Here is an 18,183-nt window from a genome sequence, read left to right on the forward strand (position 1 = left end):
CCCTCAGTTCCTGAGAGGCTTCCCCGTCTTCAGCATATGGGCAATGCGGTCCTGGGTGCCCTTCTTGCCCAGCAGGGTCAGGAAAGCTTCGCGTTCGAGGTCCAGCAGATGCTGCTCGCTGACCTTGGCGGTCCGGTTGTTGCCCGTGCCGCCGGACAGCACGCGGGCGAGCTGCTTGCCCACCTCAGCGTCGTACTTGGTGGCGTAGCCGCCTTCCGTCATGCCGTACAGCGCGAGCTTGACGGCGGCTACCGCCGCGTCGCCCATCACGGGAATGTCCTGCCGGGGCGTGGGCATCACGTAGCCGGGGGCCAGGGCCAGCACCATCCGCTTGGCTTCCTCGATGATGTGGTTCTTGTTCATCACCACCGTGTCGTGATCACGCAGGAAGCCGAGCTTGCGGGCCTCCAGGGCGCTGGTGGACACCTTGGCCGTGCCGATCAGCTCAAAGGCACGCTGCACGGCGGGCAGCAGGGGCTGATTCGGTTGAAGCTGGTCCGTGAAGCGCAGCAGCATTTCCTTTGTGCCGCCACCGCCAGGAATCAGACCGACACCGACTTCCACCAGGCCCATGTACGTCTCCGCGCTGGCGACGATGTGGTCCGCGTGGATGGAGAACTCGCAGCCACCGCCCAGCGCGAGGCCGAAGGGGGCCGCAACGGTGGGATGGGGGCTGAAACGCATGGAAGTCGTGACCTGCTGGAACTGCTTGATGGCGCTGTCCAGCTCGTCCCACTCCTCGTCCTGGGCCTGCGAGAGGATCAGCGGCAGGTTCGCCCCCGCGCTAAAGTTCTCGCCCTGGTTGCCCAGCACGAGGCCCGCGTAGCCCATCTCTCCCACGAGCTTGTGCGCGTCTTGCACAGCGCGCAACTGGTCCTCGCCCAGGGCGTTCATCTTGGCGTGCCACTCCACGAGCAGCACGCCGTCGCCCAGGTCCACGATGCTCGCACCGGGGCGCTTCTTGACCACCTTCGTGGCGTCCTTTTTCAGGTCCGTCAGGACAAAGTACGGCGCCTCATACTTCGTCGGCTCGCCGGTGGGCGTCACCGTTTCCTCGGCCTGGTAGAAGCGCTCGCGGCCCGAGTCCTTCATGGCCTGCAGGAGGGGCGGCAGCGTGCGGCCCTGGGCTTCCAGGTTGGCGATGACGGCCTGCACGCCGAGCGTATCCATCGTCTCGAATGGCCCCTGCTCCCAGCCAAAACCCCACTTCAGGGCGTTGTCGATGTCTTGAAGGCGGTTCGACACGTTCCCGGCCATCTTGGCGGCGTACCAGAACCCGTCGTTCATCACGCCGCGCAGGAAGTCGCCTTCCTTGCCCTCGGCGGCGTACAGGGCCTTCACGCGCGCTTCAAGGGGCTGATTCTTGACGGCCTCCACGGCGGCCACCTTCACCCTGCCCCGGTCCTCGTATTCCAGGGTGCTGAGGTTCAGGGACAAAATCTTGGTCTTGCCCTTCTCGTCTTTGGTCTTCTTGTAAAAGCCGCTGCCAGTCTTGTCGCCCAACCACTTTTTCTCTTCCACCAGCTTCTTGAAGGTGGCCGTGAGGCTGAAGTCCTCGTCGGTGGGCGTGGCGTTGCCGAGGTCATTTGCCACGTGGTAGATGATGTCCAGGCCCGAGAGGTCGGCGGTGCGGAAGGTGGCGCTCTTGGCGCGGCCCAGCACGGGACCCGTCAGCCCGTCCACCTCGTCGGGGGTCAGCCCCGTCTTTTCCATATGCTGCATGGCCCGGACGATGCCGTATACGCCGATGCGGTTGGCGACGAAGCCGGGCACGTCGTTGGCGATGACGACGCCCTTGCCCAGCACCTGTTCGCCGAACTCGGAAAAGGTCGTCAAGATTTCGGGATCGGTCTTGGGCGTCGGAATAACTTCCAGCAGGTGCAGGTAGCGCGGCGGGTTGAAGAAGTGCGCGCCGACAAAACGCCGCTGGAAGTCCTCCGAGCGGCCCTCAATCTGGAGGTGCATGGGGATGCCGGAGGAGTTGCTGGAGATGATGGCCGACTTCTTCGCCACCGCCTCCACCCGCGTCCACAGCTCGCGCTTGGCGTCCAGCTTCTCGATGATGGCTTCCAGAATCCAGTCGGCGTCTTTCAGCTTCTTCAGGTCGTCTTCGAGGTTGCCGGGCGTGATGAGGGCCGCGCGGGCCGGATCCATGAAAGCGGCGGGCCGGGCCTTCAGTGCCCGCTGAATGCCCTGCTTGGCGAGGAAGTTGCGGTCGGGCTGATCGGGCAACACGATGTCGAGCAGGATGACGGGAATGCCCGCGTTGGCGAGCTGCGCGGCGATGGCTGCGCCCATCACGCCCGCGCCGATAACGGCGGCTTTCTGAATCTTCATTGGACCTCCGGGATGGTCTGAACAGAATTCTTGAACTTGGTTCAAAGTTTAGGGGGTATCAGGGGCGTTTGTCCACCGGAGGGGAACTCCGAGATGGCCCAGGTACCCGCCTACGCACAGGTGGATGCCGAGCTGCTCGGGGGCTACAGCTCTGGCGAACTTCGGCCCCTTCTCCAGCGCCCGCTCCAGCGTGTTGAGCCGCGTTCGGTCAAAGGGCTGGACATCCAGGTCTGGTACGGCGTCCGGATCATCCATTCCGTCCGCTCCGGTGATGCCGCGCCTCCCCGTCACCGCTTTTCCTGCCCGCTCTGCTGCGCCGCGTTGCGCGTCTGCTGGAGTTGACGGGTTATCTCATAACTGATTCACCGGAATCCATATAAGGCGGCGTAGTGAGCGCAGGTGTCAACGTGCAGACTCCATTTTGACCGAGCCCGGCGAGCCCGAAGGCGCATGGGGGAGAAAGGCGGCGTGAGGGGTCCCCTTCTACGCGCGGCGCCATCGGGTCAAATGCGCTCAGCACCGTTTTCGGGAATTCCGTGTCCGTCTTCCGCAGCCGCTCTGGGATCTGGCCCAGCCACCCTGGCCCGACCCTCACCTTCAGGTACGGCGCGAACCAGTGTCCCCGCGCACCGGTCCAGGAACCTTCCAAATTTTCCATCAGAAACGCAGGGGATGGAGCCCTGCCGCGTTCAGCACCTTCAGGAACAAGGCGGGACGCCCTGGGACCGGCTTGGAGCTCAGCTCCGGAGCGGGGCGCAAGGGGCTTTTCGGCCTCGTCCAACGGGAGCAGGTACAGGAAGTCCGCCGTGCCGAGCGTGAAGGCCACGGCCTCTCACGCGCGGAGCGTCCCCGCCGTCTCCCCGGCCAAACACGCGGACGGGAGGGGTGAAGCGGGCGGTCTTCACCCGACCGATCTGCTGTGGATGGGGGCCAGGACCGGAAGGACTGGGCTTGAACCGCAGAGCGCTCTGGCGGTCGGTGCCCCTGACTCGGGGCCGCGCCAGGCGGAAGGTCACAGAGGTGGCACGTGACTTCCGCCCGCGAACTCCGGCGGGTGCCTGGCGCCGTGCGAAACGCCGTGCGCGGGCCGCCCCACGGAAGCGCCCTGGGGAGGCAGGGGAACAGTCAATGGCGCATGACAGGAGTCACGCGCTTGTTGCTGGACTCCACCGCAACTCGGCGTACCGGGAGAGGCGCACCGCTTTGGCTTCAAGGTCCGCAACATCGGGGGCAATGGACAAGTGCTCCGTAGCCATCGGGTCCTGCCGGATGACCAACGTTCTCAAGGCGATATTTCGCCCACCCCGAAGGCCTGCGTGTACTTGAGAACCACACCCCTTGCACGCGAACATCCGTCCCTTCCCGGGTCTGTTCTCGCGGCGGGTATAGCCGCACCGCGTACAGGACTGGCTGGTGTAATTGGCATCCACCTTCACCGCCATGCTCCCAACGGGGGGAGCCTTGCAGTCCAGGAACGTCTGAAGTTCCGCAAATGACCACGGCGAACGGCGGCGCTTCGCCCGCTTGGCCTTTTTGGTGGCCTTCGGGTTGCTCCGTCCCGCTGTGCGGCTGCGGATGTCTTTCAGGTTCCCCAGGCCGATCAGGGCATGGGGGTACAGCTTCAAAATCTGGGAAGCGAGGGAATGATTGCGCTGAGCGATGAACCGTCTCTCCCGTCTTGAGAACGCCACCAACCGGCGGGTCGCGGAACGGGTGCCTTTTCGCTGCAAGGATTTGCGGATGCGGACGAAGTGGTCTTTTTTCTGGTTGACCGACTTGCCAGAGAAGAACTTCGAGCGCTGCGGGTTGTCGGTGACGACGGCGTGATACCGCTGCCCGGCATCCACCCCGACAATGCGGGTGTGGTCTTCGGGCGGAGGGTCGGGCAGATCCACTTCCAGGCTGACCAGCAGGGAATACTGCTTCTTGCTCTTCTGGTAGGAGAGCTTGGCGGCCCCCACCTCACAGCCCTGGGCGATGAGGTTGAGGTGCCTGGAGTACCCCTCGTGGGCCATCACCTGACGGCCCTCAAGAGTCAGGACGCTGATCTGCTGCCCCTTTTTCCAGGTGTAGTCCTTTCCGTACTGGTATTCCAGCGTGCGGGAGGAGAACTTTGGGGCGGCGTTGAAGGGGCGGAACTTTCGCCGAGGCTTCTCGGGGCACAGCCTGGCTTCGCGCTCGTTGTGCTTTTTGAGCTTCGTCCACAGCCCTTTGTAGGTGGCTGCGACCTGACGCCGAGCGCTGCACGCCATCTGAGAGGGCAAGCCAATCTCCTCGCGGAGGTGCGAGTACACCTCATTTCTGAATCTTGGCGGCCCCCGAACACTTCCCCATCTCAAACGCCTTTTGCGAGGTGTGATTCAGCGCGTCCCGAAAAGCCAGCGTCACGGCGTCCAGAGCGGCGTTCTGCTCTGGGGTATGCCGCAACTTCAGCTTGGCGGTGAGCGTGATTTTCAAACGGAAGAGAATATTGAAATGCCCTTGAAAGAACAAGAGGCTTCGGCTTCAACGGGTGCTTCGGCATCCTGCCCTTCGGGCGGCCCGGCGCTCCCTCACACGGCTGAAGCCGCGTGCTTCCCGCCCAGACCCGTGAAAAAGAGCCTGCAAAATTATCCCACCTTCCCTGCCCTCTCCCAAGCGAACCGCCCGCCACCCCCAAAGACCACCCCTACGCGCAACGCACGGACCCCTGGCAGCCGAAGGCGACAAGCCGCCACGCTTCAGCTGAACAAACAGGGCGAGCGGAACGGCGCTCCCCGTGATCCTGGCCCACGGACTCCCCGGGCTTCCCAGCAGCATGAAAAAGCTCTGTTGGGAAGCTTGGCGGGAACGCACCCCTGCCCCCTAAAGCAGCCCCTTGACCGCAAAGACCACGCCCAGCCCCCCCAATGCCACCAGCGCCGCCACACTCAAGCGGCGGTCCATCCGCCAGGCCGAAACCGCCACCCATACGGCAGCCAGCACCGGCACCAGCGCCACGCACACCACGCCCAGAACGGCCATCGAGGGAAACAAGACACCGCCGGCCAGAAGAACGACCGCCGCCCAAAACCCAGTCGGATAGAGCCAGGTGGGCAGCCCGGCGAGTTCGTTCTCCGGCTTTTGCGGCGTCATCCCCGCCCCCAGTATTTCCACAGCAACTGCCCAGCGGTAAAAATCAGCAACAGGCTGAAAAACAGCTTGAGCTGCGCCGCGGGAATCCGGCTTTGCAACGTGGCCCCAGCCCGCGCTCCCACCAGGACCCCGAGCGCCACGCCCGCCGCGAGCCGCACGTCCAGCAGCCCCCCCGCCTGATACACCAACGCGTTGCCCACGGCCGTCAGGCCCATGATGAAGGTGCTCGTGGCGATGGCCTGCCGGATGGGAACTCCGGCAAGCAGGTTGAGAACCGGAACCTGAACGGTGCCCCCTCCGATTCCCAGCAGACCGCTCATCACGCCCGCGAACGTCATGGCGGGGGGAACGAGGCGGCTCGGTTCGCGCTCAACTTCTACACGCTTCAGGCCGCGCAACAGGTTGTAGGCCGAGTACAGCAGCAGCAGGGCGAACACCGTCGCCACCGCGCGGGCGGGCAGCACCAATCCCAGAAACGAGCCCAGGGCTCCGCCCAGAATGGTGTACGGCGAGAGCAGATAGCCTGTCCGTGCCCGCACCAGCCCCTGCTGCAGGTAGCTGGCGGCACCGCTGAGCCCCACGGCCAGCACGCCAACCTGCGACACCGCCACCGCCTGACCGATGGTGATGTCGCGCCCGAAGTGCGGCAACACGAATTCCAGCGCGGGCACGACGATGACGCCGCCCCCCAGGCCCAGGACCGCGCCCAGAAGTCCGGCGAGCAGGCCCACTCCGATGACGGCGAACATCAAGGCAAGATCACGGGGCCGAGGCTAACACGTGGCCCCGCCCGGGGGTTTCTGAAGTTTCCCCTCACGCCCACAGGCGGGAAGCCTGCCTAAGCTGGGGCATGGAAGAACTGACAGGCCGGATCGTGGTGGGCAGCATGAGCGACGGCAGCGGGCAGGACCGCATCGCCCTGATTCCCGGCAGCGTGACGGAAGAAGACTGGCAGGCCCTGCTGCGTGCCCAGCGGGGAGACGGCCAGGTGCTGCTCAACACCGAGCACGGGCAGAAGCGCTACCGCATCGCGGACGTGGAGGGGGACCTGCCCACCTTTTACATCGTCAGCGTGGAGGGCCTGGGGTAACGGACACGGCCTCCTCGCCGGGCTCCAGGGGCTGAAAGCGGGCGCGCAAGAGCCAGTACGTCTCGTCGGCAATGAAAAGAGCTCCCGCCTCTCCGTTGCGCGAGCGGATGCGGCGCAGCGCCTCGCCCCCAGGCAAGTCCAAGGTATAGAGGATCAGCGGTACACCCAGAGCGGCGGCTTTCGCGCGTAAGTCGTCGCGCTCCTGACGTGTCCAGAAACCGTGGTCCAGAATCACGGGCACCCCCAGGCGCAGCGCCCGCGTCCACTGCCCCTCCATCACGGCCATTACCCGAGCGAAGTAAACCGGAAACAGTTCAGCGGGTGGGTCCCGACTGTACAGCGCCACCATCCACTCGTCGGAGGTAAAGCGCATTCCCGGCAGCCCGCACTCCAGTTGACGGGCGAGGGTGGTCTTGCCGCTGCCCAGAAAGCCGTGCAGGGCGTGGATGGCGGGCTCAGACCTGCCCATTCTCGCCGCTCTGCCCCAGCCTCAGGGAAACGGGCGTGCCCCCCGGCAGCAGGTACGCGGCCAGCGTGCGTGCCCTCAGGTCCGCAATCACGTAGGGCACCGGGTAGGCGGCCAGCCGGGTATCGGTTTCGCTGGGCCAGCCTGGGCCATGCGGGTGGCTGTGGTACAGGGCGACGAGCGTGAGGTCTGCCGCTTGCATCGCCTTGAGGGCGCGCAGCAGGTGGCCCGCATCGGCCAGGTAGGTCCGTTCAGGGTCCGGCGAGACGTTGGCAAGGGGATACAGGGCGACGGCCTCGGCTGCCGCGCCGCGCCGATGTCCGCCGATGGCCCCCACACACTCTCGCGGCGCTTCCCGCTTGGCATGGTCCCACAGGGCGCTTACCAGGATGAAGGGCAGAAAGAGGGCCACTCCGGCATTATCGGGGCAAGTGGGGAGCAGCACGCGGCGAAAGGTGGCGGGGAAAGTCCGCCCGCACAAGCTGATGAGCCGGCGCTGAGGGAATGGGGGGGCGCCCTCAGGAAAATGTGCGCTGGGCGCGGTTTGGGACACAGAAAAAATGGGGGGCTGAGGTACACTGTGACCCATGTCGAAGGCTCGTGCAAAACCTGCTCCACCCGTGAACCGCTTTGATGGGGAGGCGCTGGGCCTGGTGTTGTTCGCCCTGGGAATCTTCCTGGGGGTCACGCTGGGCCTGCCTGGGGCCGAGGGCGGCCTGATGGCACAGACCCACCGGGCGATGACCGGTTGGCTGGGCTGGGCGGCGTACCTGCTGCCGGTGGTGCCGGTGGCCTACGGGGTGCTGGTGTTTCTGGGCCGTGATCTGAACGGCCTGACCCGGCGGGTGCTGGGCGGCACCGTGGTGGTGGTCTCCCTGCTCGCCCTGCACGAGGTGGTGCGCCCCGGTGAGGCGGGCGAGGGAGCCGCGCTCGCGGTGGGGCCCCTGCGCGGCAGCCTGAGCTACGCCGCGGCGCTGTTTCCCCTCGTGGCCCTGACCCTGGGGCTGGAAATTATGCTGCGCCTGCCGCCGCTGACGCTGCTCAAGGGCATGTTCCGCGGCCTGAGCGTGCTGTTGGGTGGGGCCACCACCCAGGTCCAGGGGGCCATTGAGGCGCGGCAGGACGGGCGCGAGTCGGCACGGGCCCGTTCGGAGGCGCGAATGCACCTTGCGGCGCACACGCGGGACCTGGAACTGCTGCGCAAGCTTTACCCGGGGGCGGGGGAACTCAAGGCCCAGGGGGAGGAGGTGCGCGCGGTGGGACGCGAGCTCCGAAATCTGGACGAGGCGGGCCTGAAGGGGTTCGAGCGCGACCTGGCGGCCTGGCGGGAGGTGCTGGACACCTTCGTGGGCCACGAGACGCGCGACCTGCGCGAGCGCATCATCGCTGAGGCTCCCGACGCCGGAGCCGAGGCCGAGGCCGCGCTCGGCGAGGTCCGCGCCGGACGCCACGAATTGAAGGTGGAGCTGCCCAGCACCCTGGCGAGTGGAGCGCTGGAGCGGCTGCGCCGCGGCATGCTGGCGGACCTGCAGCGTCTTGCTGCCCGGGCGGGCAAGCTGGAGCGCGAGCGGCAGGCGGCCGCCAAGGCGCTCAGCAAACCTGACGCGCAAGTCCTGGCCCGCGAGGTGCCCGCCCAGCGCGAGCGCGAGAAGGCCTGGCGCGAACTGGCCGAGGACTTTACCGAGTGGCGCGCCCGCGAGCAGCACTACCCTGGCTGGCCGGACCTCGCCGCCGCCTTCGACCGCGCGCCCACCGAACTCGCCGCTTCCCTGGCCGAGGCGCTGGCCGCCGACCCTGGCGGCACGCTGGCCGCCCAGGTCCAGTGGCGCGAGCGTCTGGACCTCGCGCAGCGGGAAGCGCTGGAGCGGGCGCAGGCCATGGCCGTACAGGCCGGCACGGCGGCGCAACTCGGCAGCCCACAGGTGGACGGGAACCACGCCGCGATTCCGGCCCTCGACTTCGACTTCACCGGCGCCGCGCCGCAGATTGGCGCCGCAGGCAAGGGCGCGCCGCCCCTGCCCTCCCTCCCGGCCTCTCCCCTCCCCTCTGCGGCGGTGGTCCTCGGCGCCGCTCCCTCCATCTCCGTTCCCGCCCGCCCCGAGCCTGTACTGAGCGGAGCGGGAGCGGCACCGACGGTGACGGCGGCCCGTCCACCCGCGGCGGCAAATGGAACGGGAGAGGACACCGAAGAGAACGCCGCCCCCTGGGAAAGTGCCACCCCCGAACGGGCCCAACCCGAGCGCCGCCGCCCCACACAGGGCGCGGTGGACCCCGCACTGCCGGGGTACGAGTTGCTCGATCCCATTCCGGCGGCGGCGGTCAACACCGCCCAGCTCGACGTATCGGCCCGGCAGCGGGCCGGCGTGATCGACCAGACCCTGCGGCACTTCAACCTGCAGGCGCGGGTGGTGGACTTCGCGCGGGGCCCCACGGTGACCCGCTACGAGATCGAGCCTGCTCCCGGTGAGAAGATCAGCCGCATCGCTTCACTGTCAAACGACCTCGCCCGCGCACTGGCGGTGGGTGGGGTGCGCGTGGAAGCTCCGGTCCCCGGCAAGAGCGTGATCGGCCTGGAAGTGCCCAATGCCGAGCGTGAGCCCGTCACCTTTCACCAGGCCGCCGCCGCCGCCACCTTCCGCAACTCGCGCGCCAAGTTGCCCATCATCCTGGGCAAGAGCATCGACGGCGAACTCATGGTGGGGGACCTCGCCAAGATGCCGCACCTCCTGATCGCGGGGTCCACGGGCTCGGGCAAGTCGGTGTGCGTGAACACCCTGATCACATCGCTGCTGTACCGTTACCTGCCAGGCGAGCTGCGCTTCCTGATGGTAGACCCCAAGATGGTGGAGCTCACGCCCTACGACGGCATTCCCCACCTCGTGCGGCCGGTGGTGACCAACCCGATGGACGCGGCGGGCGTGCTGCTGGGCGCGGTGGCGCACATGGAGCGGCGCTACAAGATGATGAGCCAGGTGGGCGCGAAGAACCTGGAGCAGTTCAACGCCAAGATGCGTCAGGTGGGCGAGCCCGAATTGCCGCACCTGGTGATCATCATCGACGAGCTCGCAGACCTGATGATCACCTCGCCCAAGGAAGTTGAGTCGGCGATCATGCGCCTGGCGCAGATGGCCCGCGCGACGGGGATGCACCTGATGCTCGCCACCCAGCGGCCGAGCGTGGATATTCTGACCAGCCTCATCAAGGTGAACGTGCCCGCCCGCATCGCCTTCGCGGTCTCCTCCAGCCACGACTCGCGCACCATTCTGGACGCGGTGGGGGCCGAGCGCCTGACAGGCATGGGCGACATGCTGTTCTACCAGCCGGGACTGATCAAGCCGCAGCGGTTGCAGGGGCCGTACATCAGCGAGGTGGAATCCGCCCGCATCACCGATGAGTTGCGGCGGCAGGTCTTCGACGACGCCTTTGGCGAGGCCTACGGCACCGACTTCGACGGCGCGCCGGAGGCGAGCGGCCCCACGGTGGACAAGGGCAACATGGACTTCTCGGACCCCCACCTGCGCCAGGCCGCGCTGATCTGCATCGAGGAGGGCCAGGGCAGCGTGTCGCGGCTCCAGCGCCGCCTCTCGGTGGGGCACGCGCGGGCGGGCAAGCTGATGGACATGCTCGAAGCGATGGGGATCGTCTCCAAACACCAGGGCAGCAAGCCCAGAGACGTCCTGATCACCGAGGCGGACCTGCCCGAGTACTTCGGGCGGTGAGGACAGTCGGTGGGCTGGAGAGGGGCGGCGCGCGCGCCGCCCCCTTCGCCATTTCTGGATTCCAGCCAGTCCCTGCGCGCAGGCTGAACCGGCCCTCTCCCGGAATGAGGCCACCATGAGGCAGGAGCAAAAAGCGTCCGCCCTTTTGTTTAGGAGTCCTGTCTGAAAAGCTCCAAAAGTTGCTTTTTGGCGGGGCTTGGTGAAGATTGAGGGACAGAAAGCTCAATTCAGAGGTGAATTCATGAAGAAGCAAACCAGCCTGCTCACGCTCAGCCTGATGCTCGCCACACCCGCCCTCGCCGGAGGCGCGGGCGCGCCGGTGACCAAGCCGGCCACGGCGGCCGGAGCCTGCCGTTCCATCGCCCAGATCCTGTCGGGTGACCCGCAGTTCAGCACCCTCTTGACGGCCGTGCAGGCCGCCGGACTCGCCGAGTCGCTGACCACTGGTTCCTACACGGTGTTCGCGCCCACCAACGCGGCCTTCGCCAAGGTCCCCAGCGATCAGCTTGCGGCGGTGCTCAACGATCCGGACATGCTCAACAACGTGCTGCTGTACCACGTGATGACTGGTCAGATGTCGGCCAAGCAGGTGATGAGCGTCAAGAGCGCCAAGACCGTGCAGGGCACGAACGTAACGGTCATGACTTCCGGCGGACGCGTAATGATCAACGGCGCGAATGTGGTAAAGGCCGACGTCCAGGCCTGCAACGGCGTGATTCACGTGATTGACGCCGTGCTGATACCCCCCATGACGGCCGCCGCACCCGCAGCCGCCGAGCCCGCAGCCGCCGAGCCCGCAGCCGCCGCTGAGCCCGCAGCCGCCGCCGAGCCCGCAGCCGCCGCGGAGCCCGCCGCTGAGCCTGCAGCAGCAACGGACGCGACCGGAGCAGCGGAAACGACCACCGAGACCACCACGACCGACACGGCCACGCCAGCGGCGGCGGCCCCGGCCTTCGACATCTCGCAGATTCCCGCCCTGCCCCTGAGCGGTGCCACCGTCAGCGGCGCGAGCAGCACGGGCACCACGACGGAGACGGGCACCACCACCGACACGGCGACCACCGACGCGAGCACCACCGACGCCACCACCACCGACACGGCGACCACCGACGCGGCCACAACGGAGACGAGCACCACTGAAACGGCCACCACGGAGACGGCGGCCACCGACGCAAGCGCGGAGACGGCCGCCGAGTCGAACACGCTGTACGACGTGATCGTGGCCGATGACCGCTTCAGCACACTGCGCGACCTGATCAGCGACGCCGGCCTGACCGAGATGCTGACGAGCGGCGACTACACCATCTTCGCGCCCACCAACGAGGCCTTCGACGCGCTGCCAGAAGGTACGCTGGCCATCTTGTCGGCCAACCCCGACGCCCTGAAGGCCGTGCTGTCCTACCACGTCGTGCAGGGCCGCCTCAGCGCCGCGCAGCTGTCCACAGCCGCCACCCCCCTGAACAGCGTGCAGGGCAGCGCGATCACCCTCACCGAGAACGGCACACGCATCGGTGACGCGACCGTCGACGTCGGCGGCGCAATCACCACGGCGAGCAACGGCAACATCTACATCGTCGACCGCGTGCTGATGCCCCCCAACTTCACGCTGCCCGCTGCCGAGGTCGTGGAGGCGGCTCCCGCCGACGCGGCTGCCACGACCACCACCGAAGCGACGACCACCACGACCACCACGACCACCGCAGCCGCTCCCACCGGCACCCTCACGGCCCTGCTCGCGGGCGACCCCCGCTTCTCCACCCTGGTGGATCTGGTGCAGAAGGCTGGGCTGGCAGAGACGCTGGGCAGCGGTGAGTACACGGTCTTCGCGCCCACCAACGACGCCTTCGCCAAGATCACCCCCGCTGACCTGACCGCCCTGGGCAACGACCCGGCCAAGCTCAAGCAGGTGCTGCTGTTCCACGTGGTCCCCAGCCGCGTGACCGAGACGGCCCTGGCAAGCAGTCCCGAACTGACCAGCGCGGGCAACGGCAAGCTGACCCTGACGCGCATGACCAACCCCGACCGCACCATGATCGGCACCGCGACCATCACGGCGGGTGCGCCCCTCACGGCCAGCAACGGCCTGGTGTACGTCATCGACACCGTGCTGATGCCCACGCCCTGAACCCCTCCGGTCTGAAAACCGCCTGCCCCGTGCAGGCGGTTTTCCGTTGGCCCCGCCCTCAGCGCTTCGGAGGAAACAGCCGCTGAAACGCGGCCCAGGTCTGGGCATTCCGGGACAGCCCGCGTTCCTCGGTCCACATCCAGTAGGGCGTATAGAGGCTGCGGGCAGTCAGGACCTCGTCGCGGAAAATTTCGGCGCTCAATCCCGTAGAGAGCAGCCCGCTCGTCTCGAAGCGGCGCAAAACGCCCGAGCGGTCATAGGGCACGGCGCGGAACTCGGGCACCCACCCGGAGGGCGTGGCCGTGAGCAGCAGGTACTGGGCGCGGGGATCACCGTTGGCCGGGGCTCCCACCGCGCCCGTGTTCAGCACCTGCACGTTTGCGAAGGAGGCCTGTGCCGGACGGTGGATGTGCGAGCCGATCAGTACCCCTGCTCCGCCTGCCAGCTCGGCCACCCGTTCGGGCCGGGTCTTCTCGCTCAGGCTCTCTCGGTAGTGGGCGGGCGTGCCGTGGGCGATCAGCAGGTCCGGTAGACCCACTTCGGTCAGGCGGAGGGTCATGGGCCAGGCTTGCGGCACGCGCAGCAGCCCTGCGCGGTCCAGTTGCTCCGCACTCCAGTCCGTCGCGCCCCAGAAAGGATCGGTAAACCAGTCGCCCGGCAGCGCCCCGCTGCGGGTGCGCCACAGATACAGCAGGTCGTCGTGGTTTCCCAGCGTGAACGCCGCATCGTCCTGCGCGAGCAGCAGCGTCAGGGCCTCGACCGAATCTGGCCCCCTGTTCACCACGTCGCCGTTGACGATCAGGCGCTCGGCCCCCTGTGCCCGCGCATCGCCGAGCACCGCCCTCAGGGCGTCGGCATTGCCGTGAATATCGGCGATCAGGGCCACGCGCACGGGGGGCATTGTAGAGGAAGCTCTCGGCAATCAGCCCCCGGCTTCGTGGGTTGACCGATCGCCGCCCTCTGGGGGCTCTATCCTGCCCGCATGATTGACGCACTCGTGGGCCAGACGCCGCTCGTACAACTGCGGCGGGTGGTGGAGCCGGACATGGGGGACGTGTTCGTGAAGCTGGAGGGGCTCAATCCGGGCGGCAGCATCAAGGACCGCACGGCGCTGGGGCTGGTGGAGGACGCCGAGCGGCGGGGCCGCTTGAAGCCGGGGGGCACCATCGTGGAACCCACGAGCGGCAACACCGGCATCGGGTTGGCGCAGGTGGCGGCGGCGCGGGGCTACCGGCTGATCCTGTGCATGCCCTCCCAGATGAGCGAGGAACGCAAGCGCACCCTGACCGCCTACGGCGCCGAACTGGTGCTTACTGACCCTGAGCGCCGCATGCTGGCCGCCATCGAGGAGGCCGAGCGCATCGAGCGTGAGCAGGGCGCGGTGATGCTCGGGCAATTCACCAACCCCGCCAACCCCGCCACCCACGAGCGCACCACCGGCCCCGAGCTGTGGGGGCAGATGGAAGGCCGCATCGACGCCTTCGTGTACGGCACGGGCACGGGCGGCACCATCAGTGGCGTGGGGCGTTACCTCAAGCGGCAAAACCCCGGGGTGCGGGTCATCGCCGTGGAACCTGCCCGCAGCAACGTCCTGTCGGGCGGCGAACGCGGCGAACACGGCTTTCAGGGCATGGGCCCAGGCTTTATTCCGGAGAACCTGGACCGCTCGGTGATTGACGACATCATCCCGGTCTGGGAGGAAGACGCCTATCCCCTCGCCCGGCGACTCGCGCGCGAGGAGGGTGTCTTTGTCGGCATGAGCAGCGGCGCGATGGCGTGGGCGGCGCTGGACGTGGCCCGGCGGCTGGGACCGGGAAAGCGCGTGGCCACCATCGCCTGCGACACGGGCGCACGCTACCTGACCACCAGCCTCTTTGATGACCGCCGGACAGGCACACCGAAAGGATACAAGGCATACTCCCGCGAACGGGCGGAGGAAGCAGAAAGCTAAGGGCAGAACGCCCAAACAGGAGCCCCCGGCGCGTGACCGGGGGCTGTGGCGAACGGCTGACTGCTCCCTACTTCCGCCCGCCCCCAAACATCCCGATCAGGTCATTGAGCGCGTTGCCGTCGCCGTCCCGGTCCAGCACGTTGTTCAGCGTGCCGATCATCCCGCCCATCTGTCCCCCCATCTGACCCGTTCCGGCGCTGCTGGGCTGACCGAAGGGACCGCCGCCCAGGCCGCCCCCATCACCGGAGTCGGGCTGTCCATAGCCTGCTGCGCCGCCCTGGCCCTGCCTGCCATCGCCCTGGTTGTCGGGCACATACCCCGGCAGCACCGAGCCACCCAGGGCGCCCCCGAGCCCACCGTCCTGCGGCGGCTGGTACTGCGGCGGCTGGTATTGGGACGGCTGATGCTGTCCGCCGCCCAGCATTCCGCCGAGGCCACCGCCCATGCCGCCGAGGATGCCGCCCAGAATTGAGCCCATGTCGACGCCGCCGCCCATTCCTCCAGCCATCCCGCCTCCCTGGCGGCGACGGCTGAGGTAGCCCAGCACGAGCGGCGCAGCCATGGAGAGGATTTGCAGGGCGAGGCCCGGATCGATGCCCGCGCGGCGGCTGACCGCGTTGACGGCGGACTGCTGCTGCCCCCCGAACACGTGGCCCAGAATCTGCTGCCCCGCAAAGGGGTCCGGCGCCTGCCCCTGGCCGAAGAGATCCAGCGCCGAGCCGTCGTGCTGGTCGAGCGCGCCCGCGAGCGACTGCGCGCCCATGGGGTCTTGCGCATTGCGTCCCATCGCGCCGAGCAGCAGCGGCACGGCGGCTTCCAGCGCGGCCTCGGTCTGAGCGGGTGAGGTGCCGAGCTGCTGGCCGATCGTCTGGCTTGCCTGGCCCATTCCGCCAAGCGTGTTGAGCAGGTCCATCATGGTGTTTACCTCCTGGATGTCCAAGTGCTGCGAAGTTCAAGTTTCAGGGTAAGCAGAGGCGGTGAGGTGGGAACGCGACGGGCACTTAGGGTTCGCTGACCTTCGGTAAAGGAAGCAGAAACAACTGAAGTTGGAGCGCATCTCTGTGGACTTGGGCTGCCCGCCTTGGAACATCACGCCTACGCCGTGTTCGGGGTCCAGGTGGGTGTCGAAACCCAGGCTGAACCGCTGCCTTCGAGCTCGCGGGGCACCAACAGCTCCGTCAGGCGAACCCCGGCGCCGCAGGTGGCTTCGTCCACCGTGCCCCCCGCACGCCTGCCGCCGGAAAATTCTGAGCAGGGTGGGCCGCTACCGTCCCAAAAGCCGTTCCTGCCGAGATCCGGCTGCACATAGGAGTGCACATCCCGGATTGTCCCCAAGTTCGGGCAACCGCGCCGGGCCCCCGCGGCCGCTTCAAGGTGGGCGGAGGACGACCTCTGTACCCTTCAATGCTGGAAGGTCAATTTCCGTCTGGCCCTGCCGCCCGCGCAGTCGGGTGCAGGTCCGGGGCCGGGCAGGTCAGGGGCAGGTTCAGAACAGCGGCGTGGTGGGTGGCGGGGGACGCTCCCGGGGCCATACCGCCCTGTCTCACGCTGAGGTGGAGCAGGGTGGAGCCCCAATCCTCCGCCATTGTGCCCATGCGCCCGCTGCCGAGCGCCTCTTATCCTCCCCTTTCCGGTTCGGCAACTGGGAAAGGGGTGTTTTTGAGTGCAGCGAGTTTGAAGGCGGATGGCCGTCCGTCCGGCCTGCGGATGTATGCCTCGGCGGCGCGGCTGGGGTTTCGGCGGCAGTTCGCGTATCCGGCCGCCACCTTCTGGGGCCTGGTAACCAACCTCTTTTTCGGAGCCCTGCGGGTGGCGATTTTGCTCGCGCTGTTTGGCACGCGGCCGCAGGTGGCGGGGTACACGCCGGAAGACGCCATCGCGTACACAGGGCTGACCCAGGCCCTGCTGAGCGCCTTTTCCCTCTTCGGCTGGTATGACCTGATGCGGACCGTTCACCGGGGCGAGGTCACCACCGAGCTGTTGCGGCCCGCCAGCTTTCTGGGCATGTGGCTGGCGCAGGACGCGGGACGTGCGGCGGGACAGTTTCTGCTGCGCGGCGTTTCAATGCTGACCCTGTACGCGCTGATGTGGGGACTCAAGCTGCCTGAGGGCCTGGTGGGTTGGGCCTGCACCGCGCTCAGCCTGCTGCTCGCCTGGGCCTGCGGCTTCGCGTTCCGCTTTCTGGTCAACTGCGCCGCCCTCTGGTCTCCGGACGCAGTGGGCATCGGCCGCTTCGCCTGGGCGCTGATGGGATTCAGCTGCGGCTTCCTGATGCCGCTGGCGTTCTTTCCGGTAGAGTTTCAGTCCTTGCTCGCCTGGACACCCTTTCCAGCGATGATGAACAGCACGGTGGAAATCTGGCTCGGCGTGGCGCGAGGCGGCAGCGCCCTGCGGGTGCTGGCGCTTCAGGCCGTGTGGACGGCCGCGCTGCTGCTGCTCGCGCGCTTGGCGTTGAGCCGGGGGTTACGGCGGCTGGAGGTGGGGGGTGGATAGCCGCAGGACCGTTGCCACCTCGCCCTCTCCCCCCAGCCCTCCGCCACCGGGGGAGAGGGCGCAAATACCCTCGGCCTTCCGCCTTCTGCACCTGTACTTCCGGCTGCTGGGCGCGCAGGTCCGCTCGCAACTGGCGTACCCCACGGCCTTTGCGCTGGACGCGCTCGCCGCAGCGCTGATTACGGCCACCGAGTTCGCAGCGTTTGCGCTGGTGCTGCCCCGCTTCGGGGGACTCGGCGGATGGACGCTGGGCGAGGTGGCGCTGCTGTACGGGCTGGCGGAGCTGGCCTTCGTGCTGATGGACCTGACCTTCGGGGGGTTCGACGCGCCCAACCTCAGCGCCCATGTCCGCACAGGCAGTTTCAGCACCTTTCTGCTGCGGCCCGTCCCCCTGCCGCTCCAGATTTTCGGCTCGGACTTCGCGCTGCGCCGCCTCACGCGGGTGGGGCTGGCGGCGGCCATCGTCGCTTACGGCGTCTCGCACGTCGCGGCGGAGTGGAATGCTGGAAGCGTGCTGCTGCTCAGCGGCAGTGTCCTCGGCATGATCGCCTTTTTCGGCGGCCTGTTCGTGGTGGGCGGCACCCTCACCTTCTGGACGGTGGAGAGCGTGGAGACCATGAACGTGCTGACGTACGGCGGGCGCAGCCTGATCTCGTATCCGATGGGCATATACGGGGCGCGGCTGCGCCGAATCTTCACCTACCTGATTCCCGCCGCCTTCCTAAGCTACTTTCCCGTGCTGCACGTCCTGGGGCGGCCCCTGCCCGACGGTCTGCCGCCCTCTGCCGCCTTCCTCTCCCCCATTCTCGGCCCGCTGCTGCTCGCCGCCGCCTTCGCGTTCTGGCGGGCGGGGGTGCGTCGGTATCACGGAACGGGTTCATAACCCGA

16 protein-coding genes are annotated in these 18,183 nt (G+C 67.5%); 6 read left to right on the plus strand and 10 right to left on the minus strand.

The window, feature by feature from the left end; translation table 11 throughout:
* Positions 1-3 precede the first annotated feature (3 nt).
* The 6 genes from B9A95_RS23750 to B9A95_RS23775 all read right to left on the minus strand — a co-directional run bounded on the left by B9A95_RS23750 (position 4) and on the right by B9A95_RS23775 (position 6,200).
* Entirely contained in the window at positions 4-2,337 is a 2,334-nt protein-coding gene (locus B9A95_RS23750) for a 3-hydroxyacyl-CoA dehydrogenase/enoyl-CoA hydratase family protein (protein ID WP_084049526.1), read from the minus strand.
* A gap of 48 nt (positions 2,338-2,385) precedes the next feature.
* On the minus strand, positions 2,386-2,628 hold the full coding sequence (locus B9A95_RS23755) for a hypothetical protein (protein WP_084049527.1): 243 nt from the start codon (positions 2,626-2,628) through the stop codon (positions 2,386-2,388).
* Between the two features lie 854 nt (positions 2,629-3,482).
* Positions 3,483-4,601, minus strand: a complete 1,119-nt coding sequence (locus tag B9A95_RS23765; protein WP_245808460.1) for a transposase — start codon at positions 4,599-4,601, stop codon at positions 3,483-3,485.
* A gap of 31 nt (positions 4,602-4,632) precedes the next feature.
* Complete coding sequence (locus B9A95_RS35685; protein WP_245808461.1) at positions 4,633-4,794, minus strand: hypothetical protein; 162 nt, start codon at positions 4,792-4,794, stop codon at positions 4,633-4,635.
* Positions 4,795-5,181: 387 nt separating this feature from the next.
* Positions 5,182-5,451, minus strand: coding sequence for a hypothetical protein (locus B9A95_RS23770; RefSeq protein WP_084049529.1), 270 nt, complete (start codon positions 5,449-5,451; stop codon positions 5,182-5,184).
* Positions 5,448-6,200: a sulfite exporter TauE/SafE family protein gene (locus B9A95_RS23775; RefSeq protein WP_084049530.1), complete on the minus strand. Its 753-nt coding sequence runs from the start codon at positions 6,198-6,200 to the stop codon at positions 5,448-5,450. The genes B9A95_RS23770 and B9A95_RS23775 overlap by 4 nt, the downstream gene beginning before the upstream one ends.
* 101 nt (positions 6,201-6,301) lie before the next feature.
* Here B9A95_RS23775 and B9A95_RS23780 point away from each other — a divergent pair, with 101 nt between their 5' ends.
* Positions 6,302-6,541, plus strand: coding sequence for a hypothetical protein (locus tag B9A95_RS23780; protein WP_084049531.1), 240 nt, complete (start codon positions 6,302-6,304; stop codon positions 6,539-6,541).
* Here the strand turns inward: B9A95_RS23780 and B9A95_RS23785 are convergent.
* Together B9A95_RS23785 and B9A95_RS23790 are read right to left on the minus strand one after the other, a co-directional pair.
* Complete coding sequence (locus B9A95_RS23785; protein ID WP_084049532.1) at positions 6,519-7,010, minus strand: P-loop nucleotide/nucleoside kinase family protein; 492 nt, start codon at positions 7,008-7,010, stop codon at positions 6,519-6,521. The genes B9A95_RS23780 and B9A95_RS23785 overlap by 23 nt on opposite strands.
* The gene (locus tag B9A95_RS23790; RefSeq protein ID WP_342744608.1) at positions 6,997-7,452 is read right to left on the minus strand and encodes a M67 family metallopeptidase; all 456 of its coding nucleotides are present in this window, start codon (positions 7,450-7,452) and stop codon (positions 6,997-6,999) included. Before B9A95_RS23790 ends, B9A95_RS23785 begins: the two co-directional genes overlap by 14 nt.
* Before the next feature lie 142 nt (positions 7,453-7,594).
* On the opposite strand from B9A95_RS23790, the gene B9A95_RS23795 reads away from it, so the two are divergent.
* Together B9A95_RS23795 and B9A95_RS23800 are read left to right on the plus strand one after the other, a co-directional pair.
* A complete protein-coding gene (locus B9A95_RS23795) occupies positions 7,595-10,726 on the plus strand; it encodes an FtsK/SpoIIIE family DNA translocase (protein ID WP_084049534.1) in 3,132 nt (1,043 codons plus the stop codon).
* Between the two features lie 241 nt (positions 10,727-10,967).
* A complete protein-coding gene (locus B9A95_RS23800; RefSeq protein ID WP_084049535.1) occupies positions 10,968-12,851 on the plus strand; it encodes a fasciclin domain-containing protein in 1,884 nt (627 codons plus the stop codon).
* 58 nt (positions 12,852-12,909) lie between these two features.
* On the opposite strand, the gene B9A95_RS23805 is transcribed toward B9A95_RS23800, so the two are convergent.
* Positions 12,910-13,752, minus strand: coding sequence for a metallophosphoesterase family protein (locus B9A95_RS23805; RefSeq protein WP_084049536.1), 843 nt, complete (start codon positions 13,750-13,752; stop codon positions 12,910-12,912).
* Between the two features lie 81 nt (positions 13,753-13,833).
* On the opposite strand from B9A95_RS23805, the gene cysK reads away from it, so the two are divergent.
* Entirely contained in the window at positions 13,834-14,802 is a 969-nt protein-coding gene (gene cysK, locus B9A95_RS23810; RefSeq protein WP_084049537.1) for a cysteine synthase A, read from the plus strand.
* Positions 14,803-14,869: 67 nt separating this feature from the next.
* Here the strand turns inward: cysK and B9A95_RS23815 are convergent, their stop codons facing one another.
* A complete protein-coding gene (locus B9A95_RS23815) occupies positions 14,870-15,718 on the minus strand; it encodes a DUF937 domain-containing protein (protein WP_084049538.1) in 849 nt (282 codons plus the stop codon).
* Positions 15,719-16,455: 737 nt separating this feature from the next.
* On the opposite strand from B9A95_RS23815, the gene B9A95_RS23820 reads away from it, so the two are divergent.
* Both B9A95_RS23820 and B9A95_RS23825 read left to right on the plus strand, forming a co-directional pair.
* The gene (locus B9A95_RS23820; protein WP_245808552.1) at positions 16,456-17,295 is read left to right on the plus strand and encodes an ABC transporter permease; all 840 of its coding nucleotides are present in this window, start codon (positions 16,456-16,458) and stop codon (positions 17,293-17,295) included.
* Complete coding sequence (locus B9A95_RS23825; RefSeq protein ID WP_245808463.1) at positions 17,288-18,178, plus strand: ABC transporter permease; 891 nt, start codon at positions 17,288-17,290, stop codon at positions 18,176-18,178. The genes B9A95_RS23820 and B9A95_RS23825 overlap by 8 nt, the downstream gene beginning before the upstream one ends.
* Positions 18,179-18,183: the final 5 nt, after the last annotated feature.

It is taken from the genome of Deinococcus hopiensis KR-140, from assembly GCF_900176165.1.
In the GTDB taxonomy this organism is placed as follows: domain Bacteria; phylum Deinococcota; class Deinococci; order Deinococcales; family Deinococcaceae; genus Deinococcus; species Deinococcus hopiensis.

Bases quoted from the DNA above. Each gene is read 5' to 3' on its own strand.
- B9A95_RS23795 (WP_084049534.1), top strand. From the start codon at position 7,595: ATGTCGAAGGCTCGTGCAAAACCTGCTCCACCCGTGAACCGCTTTGAT.
- B9A95_RS23750 (WP_084049526.1), bottom strand. From the start codon at position 2,337: ATGAAGATTCAGAAAGCCGCCGTTATCGGCGCGGGCGTGATGGGCGCA.
- B9A95_RS23770 (WP_084049529.1), bottom strand. From the start codon at position 5,451: ATGACGCCGCAAAAGCCGGAGAACGAACTCGCCGGGCTGCCCACCTGG.
- B9A95_RS23780 (WP_084049531.1), top strand. From the start codon at position 6,302: ATGGAAGAACTGACAGGCCGGATCGTGGTGGGCAGCATGAGCGACGGC.
- B9A95_RS23775 (WP_084049530.1), bottom strand. From the start codon at position 6,200: ATGTTCGCCGTCATCGGAGTGGGCCTGCTCGCCGGACTTCTGGGCGCG.
- B9A95_RS23805 (WP_084049536.1), bottom strand. From the start codon at position 13,752: ATGCCCCCCGTGCGCGTGGCCCTGATCGCCGATATTCACGGCAATGCC.
- B9A95_RS23800 (WP_084049535.1), top strand. From the start codon at position 10,968: ATGAAGAAGCAAACCAGCCTGCTCACGCTCAGCCTGATGCTCGCCACA.
- cysK (WP_084049537.1), top strand. From the start codon at position 13,834: ATGATTGACGCACTCGTGGGCCAGACGCCGCTCGTACAACTGCGGCGG.
- B9A95_RS23785 (WP_084049532.1), bottom strand. From the start codon at position 7,010: ATGGGCAGGTCTGAGCCCGCCATCCACGCCCTGCACGGCTTTCTGGGC.
- B9A95_RS23815 (WP_084049538.1), bottom strand. From the start codon at position 15,718: ATGATGGACCTGCTCAACACGCTTGGCGGAATGGGCCAGGCAAGCCAG.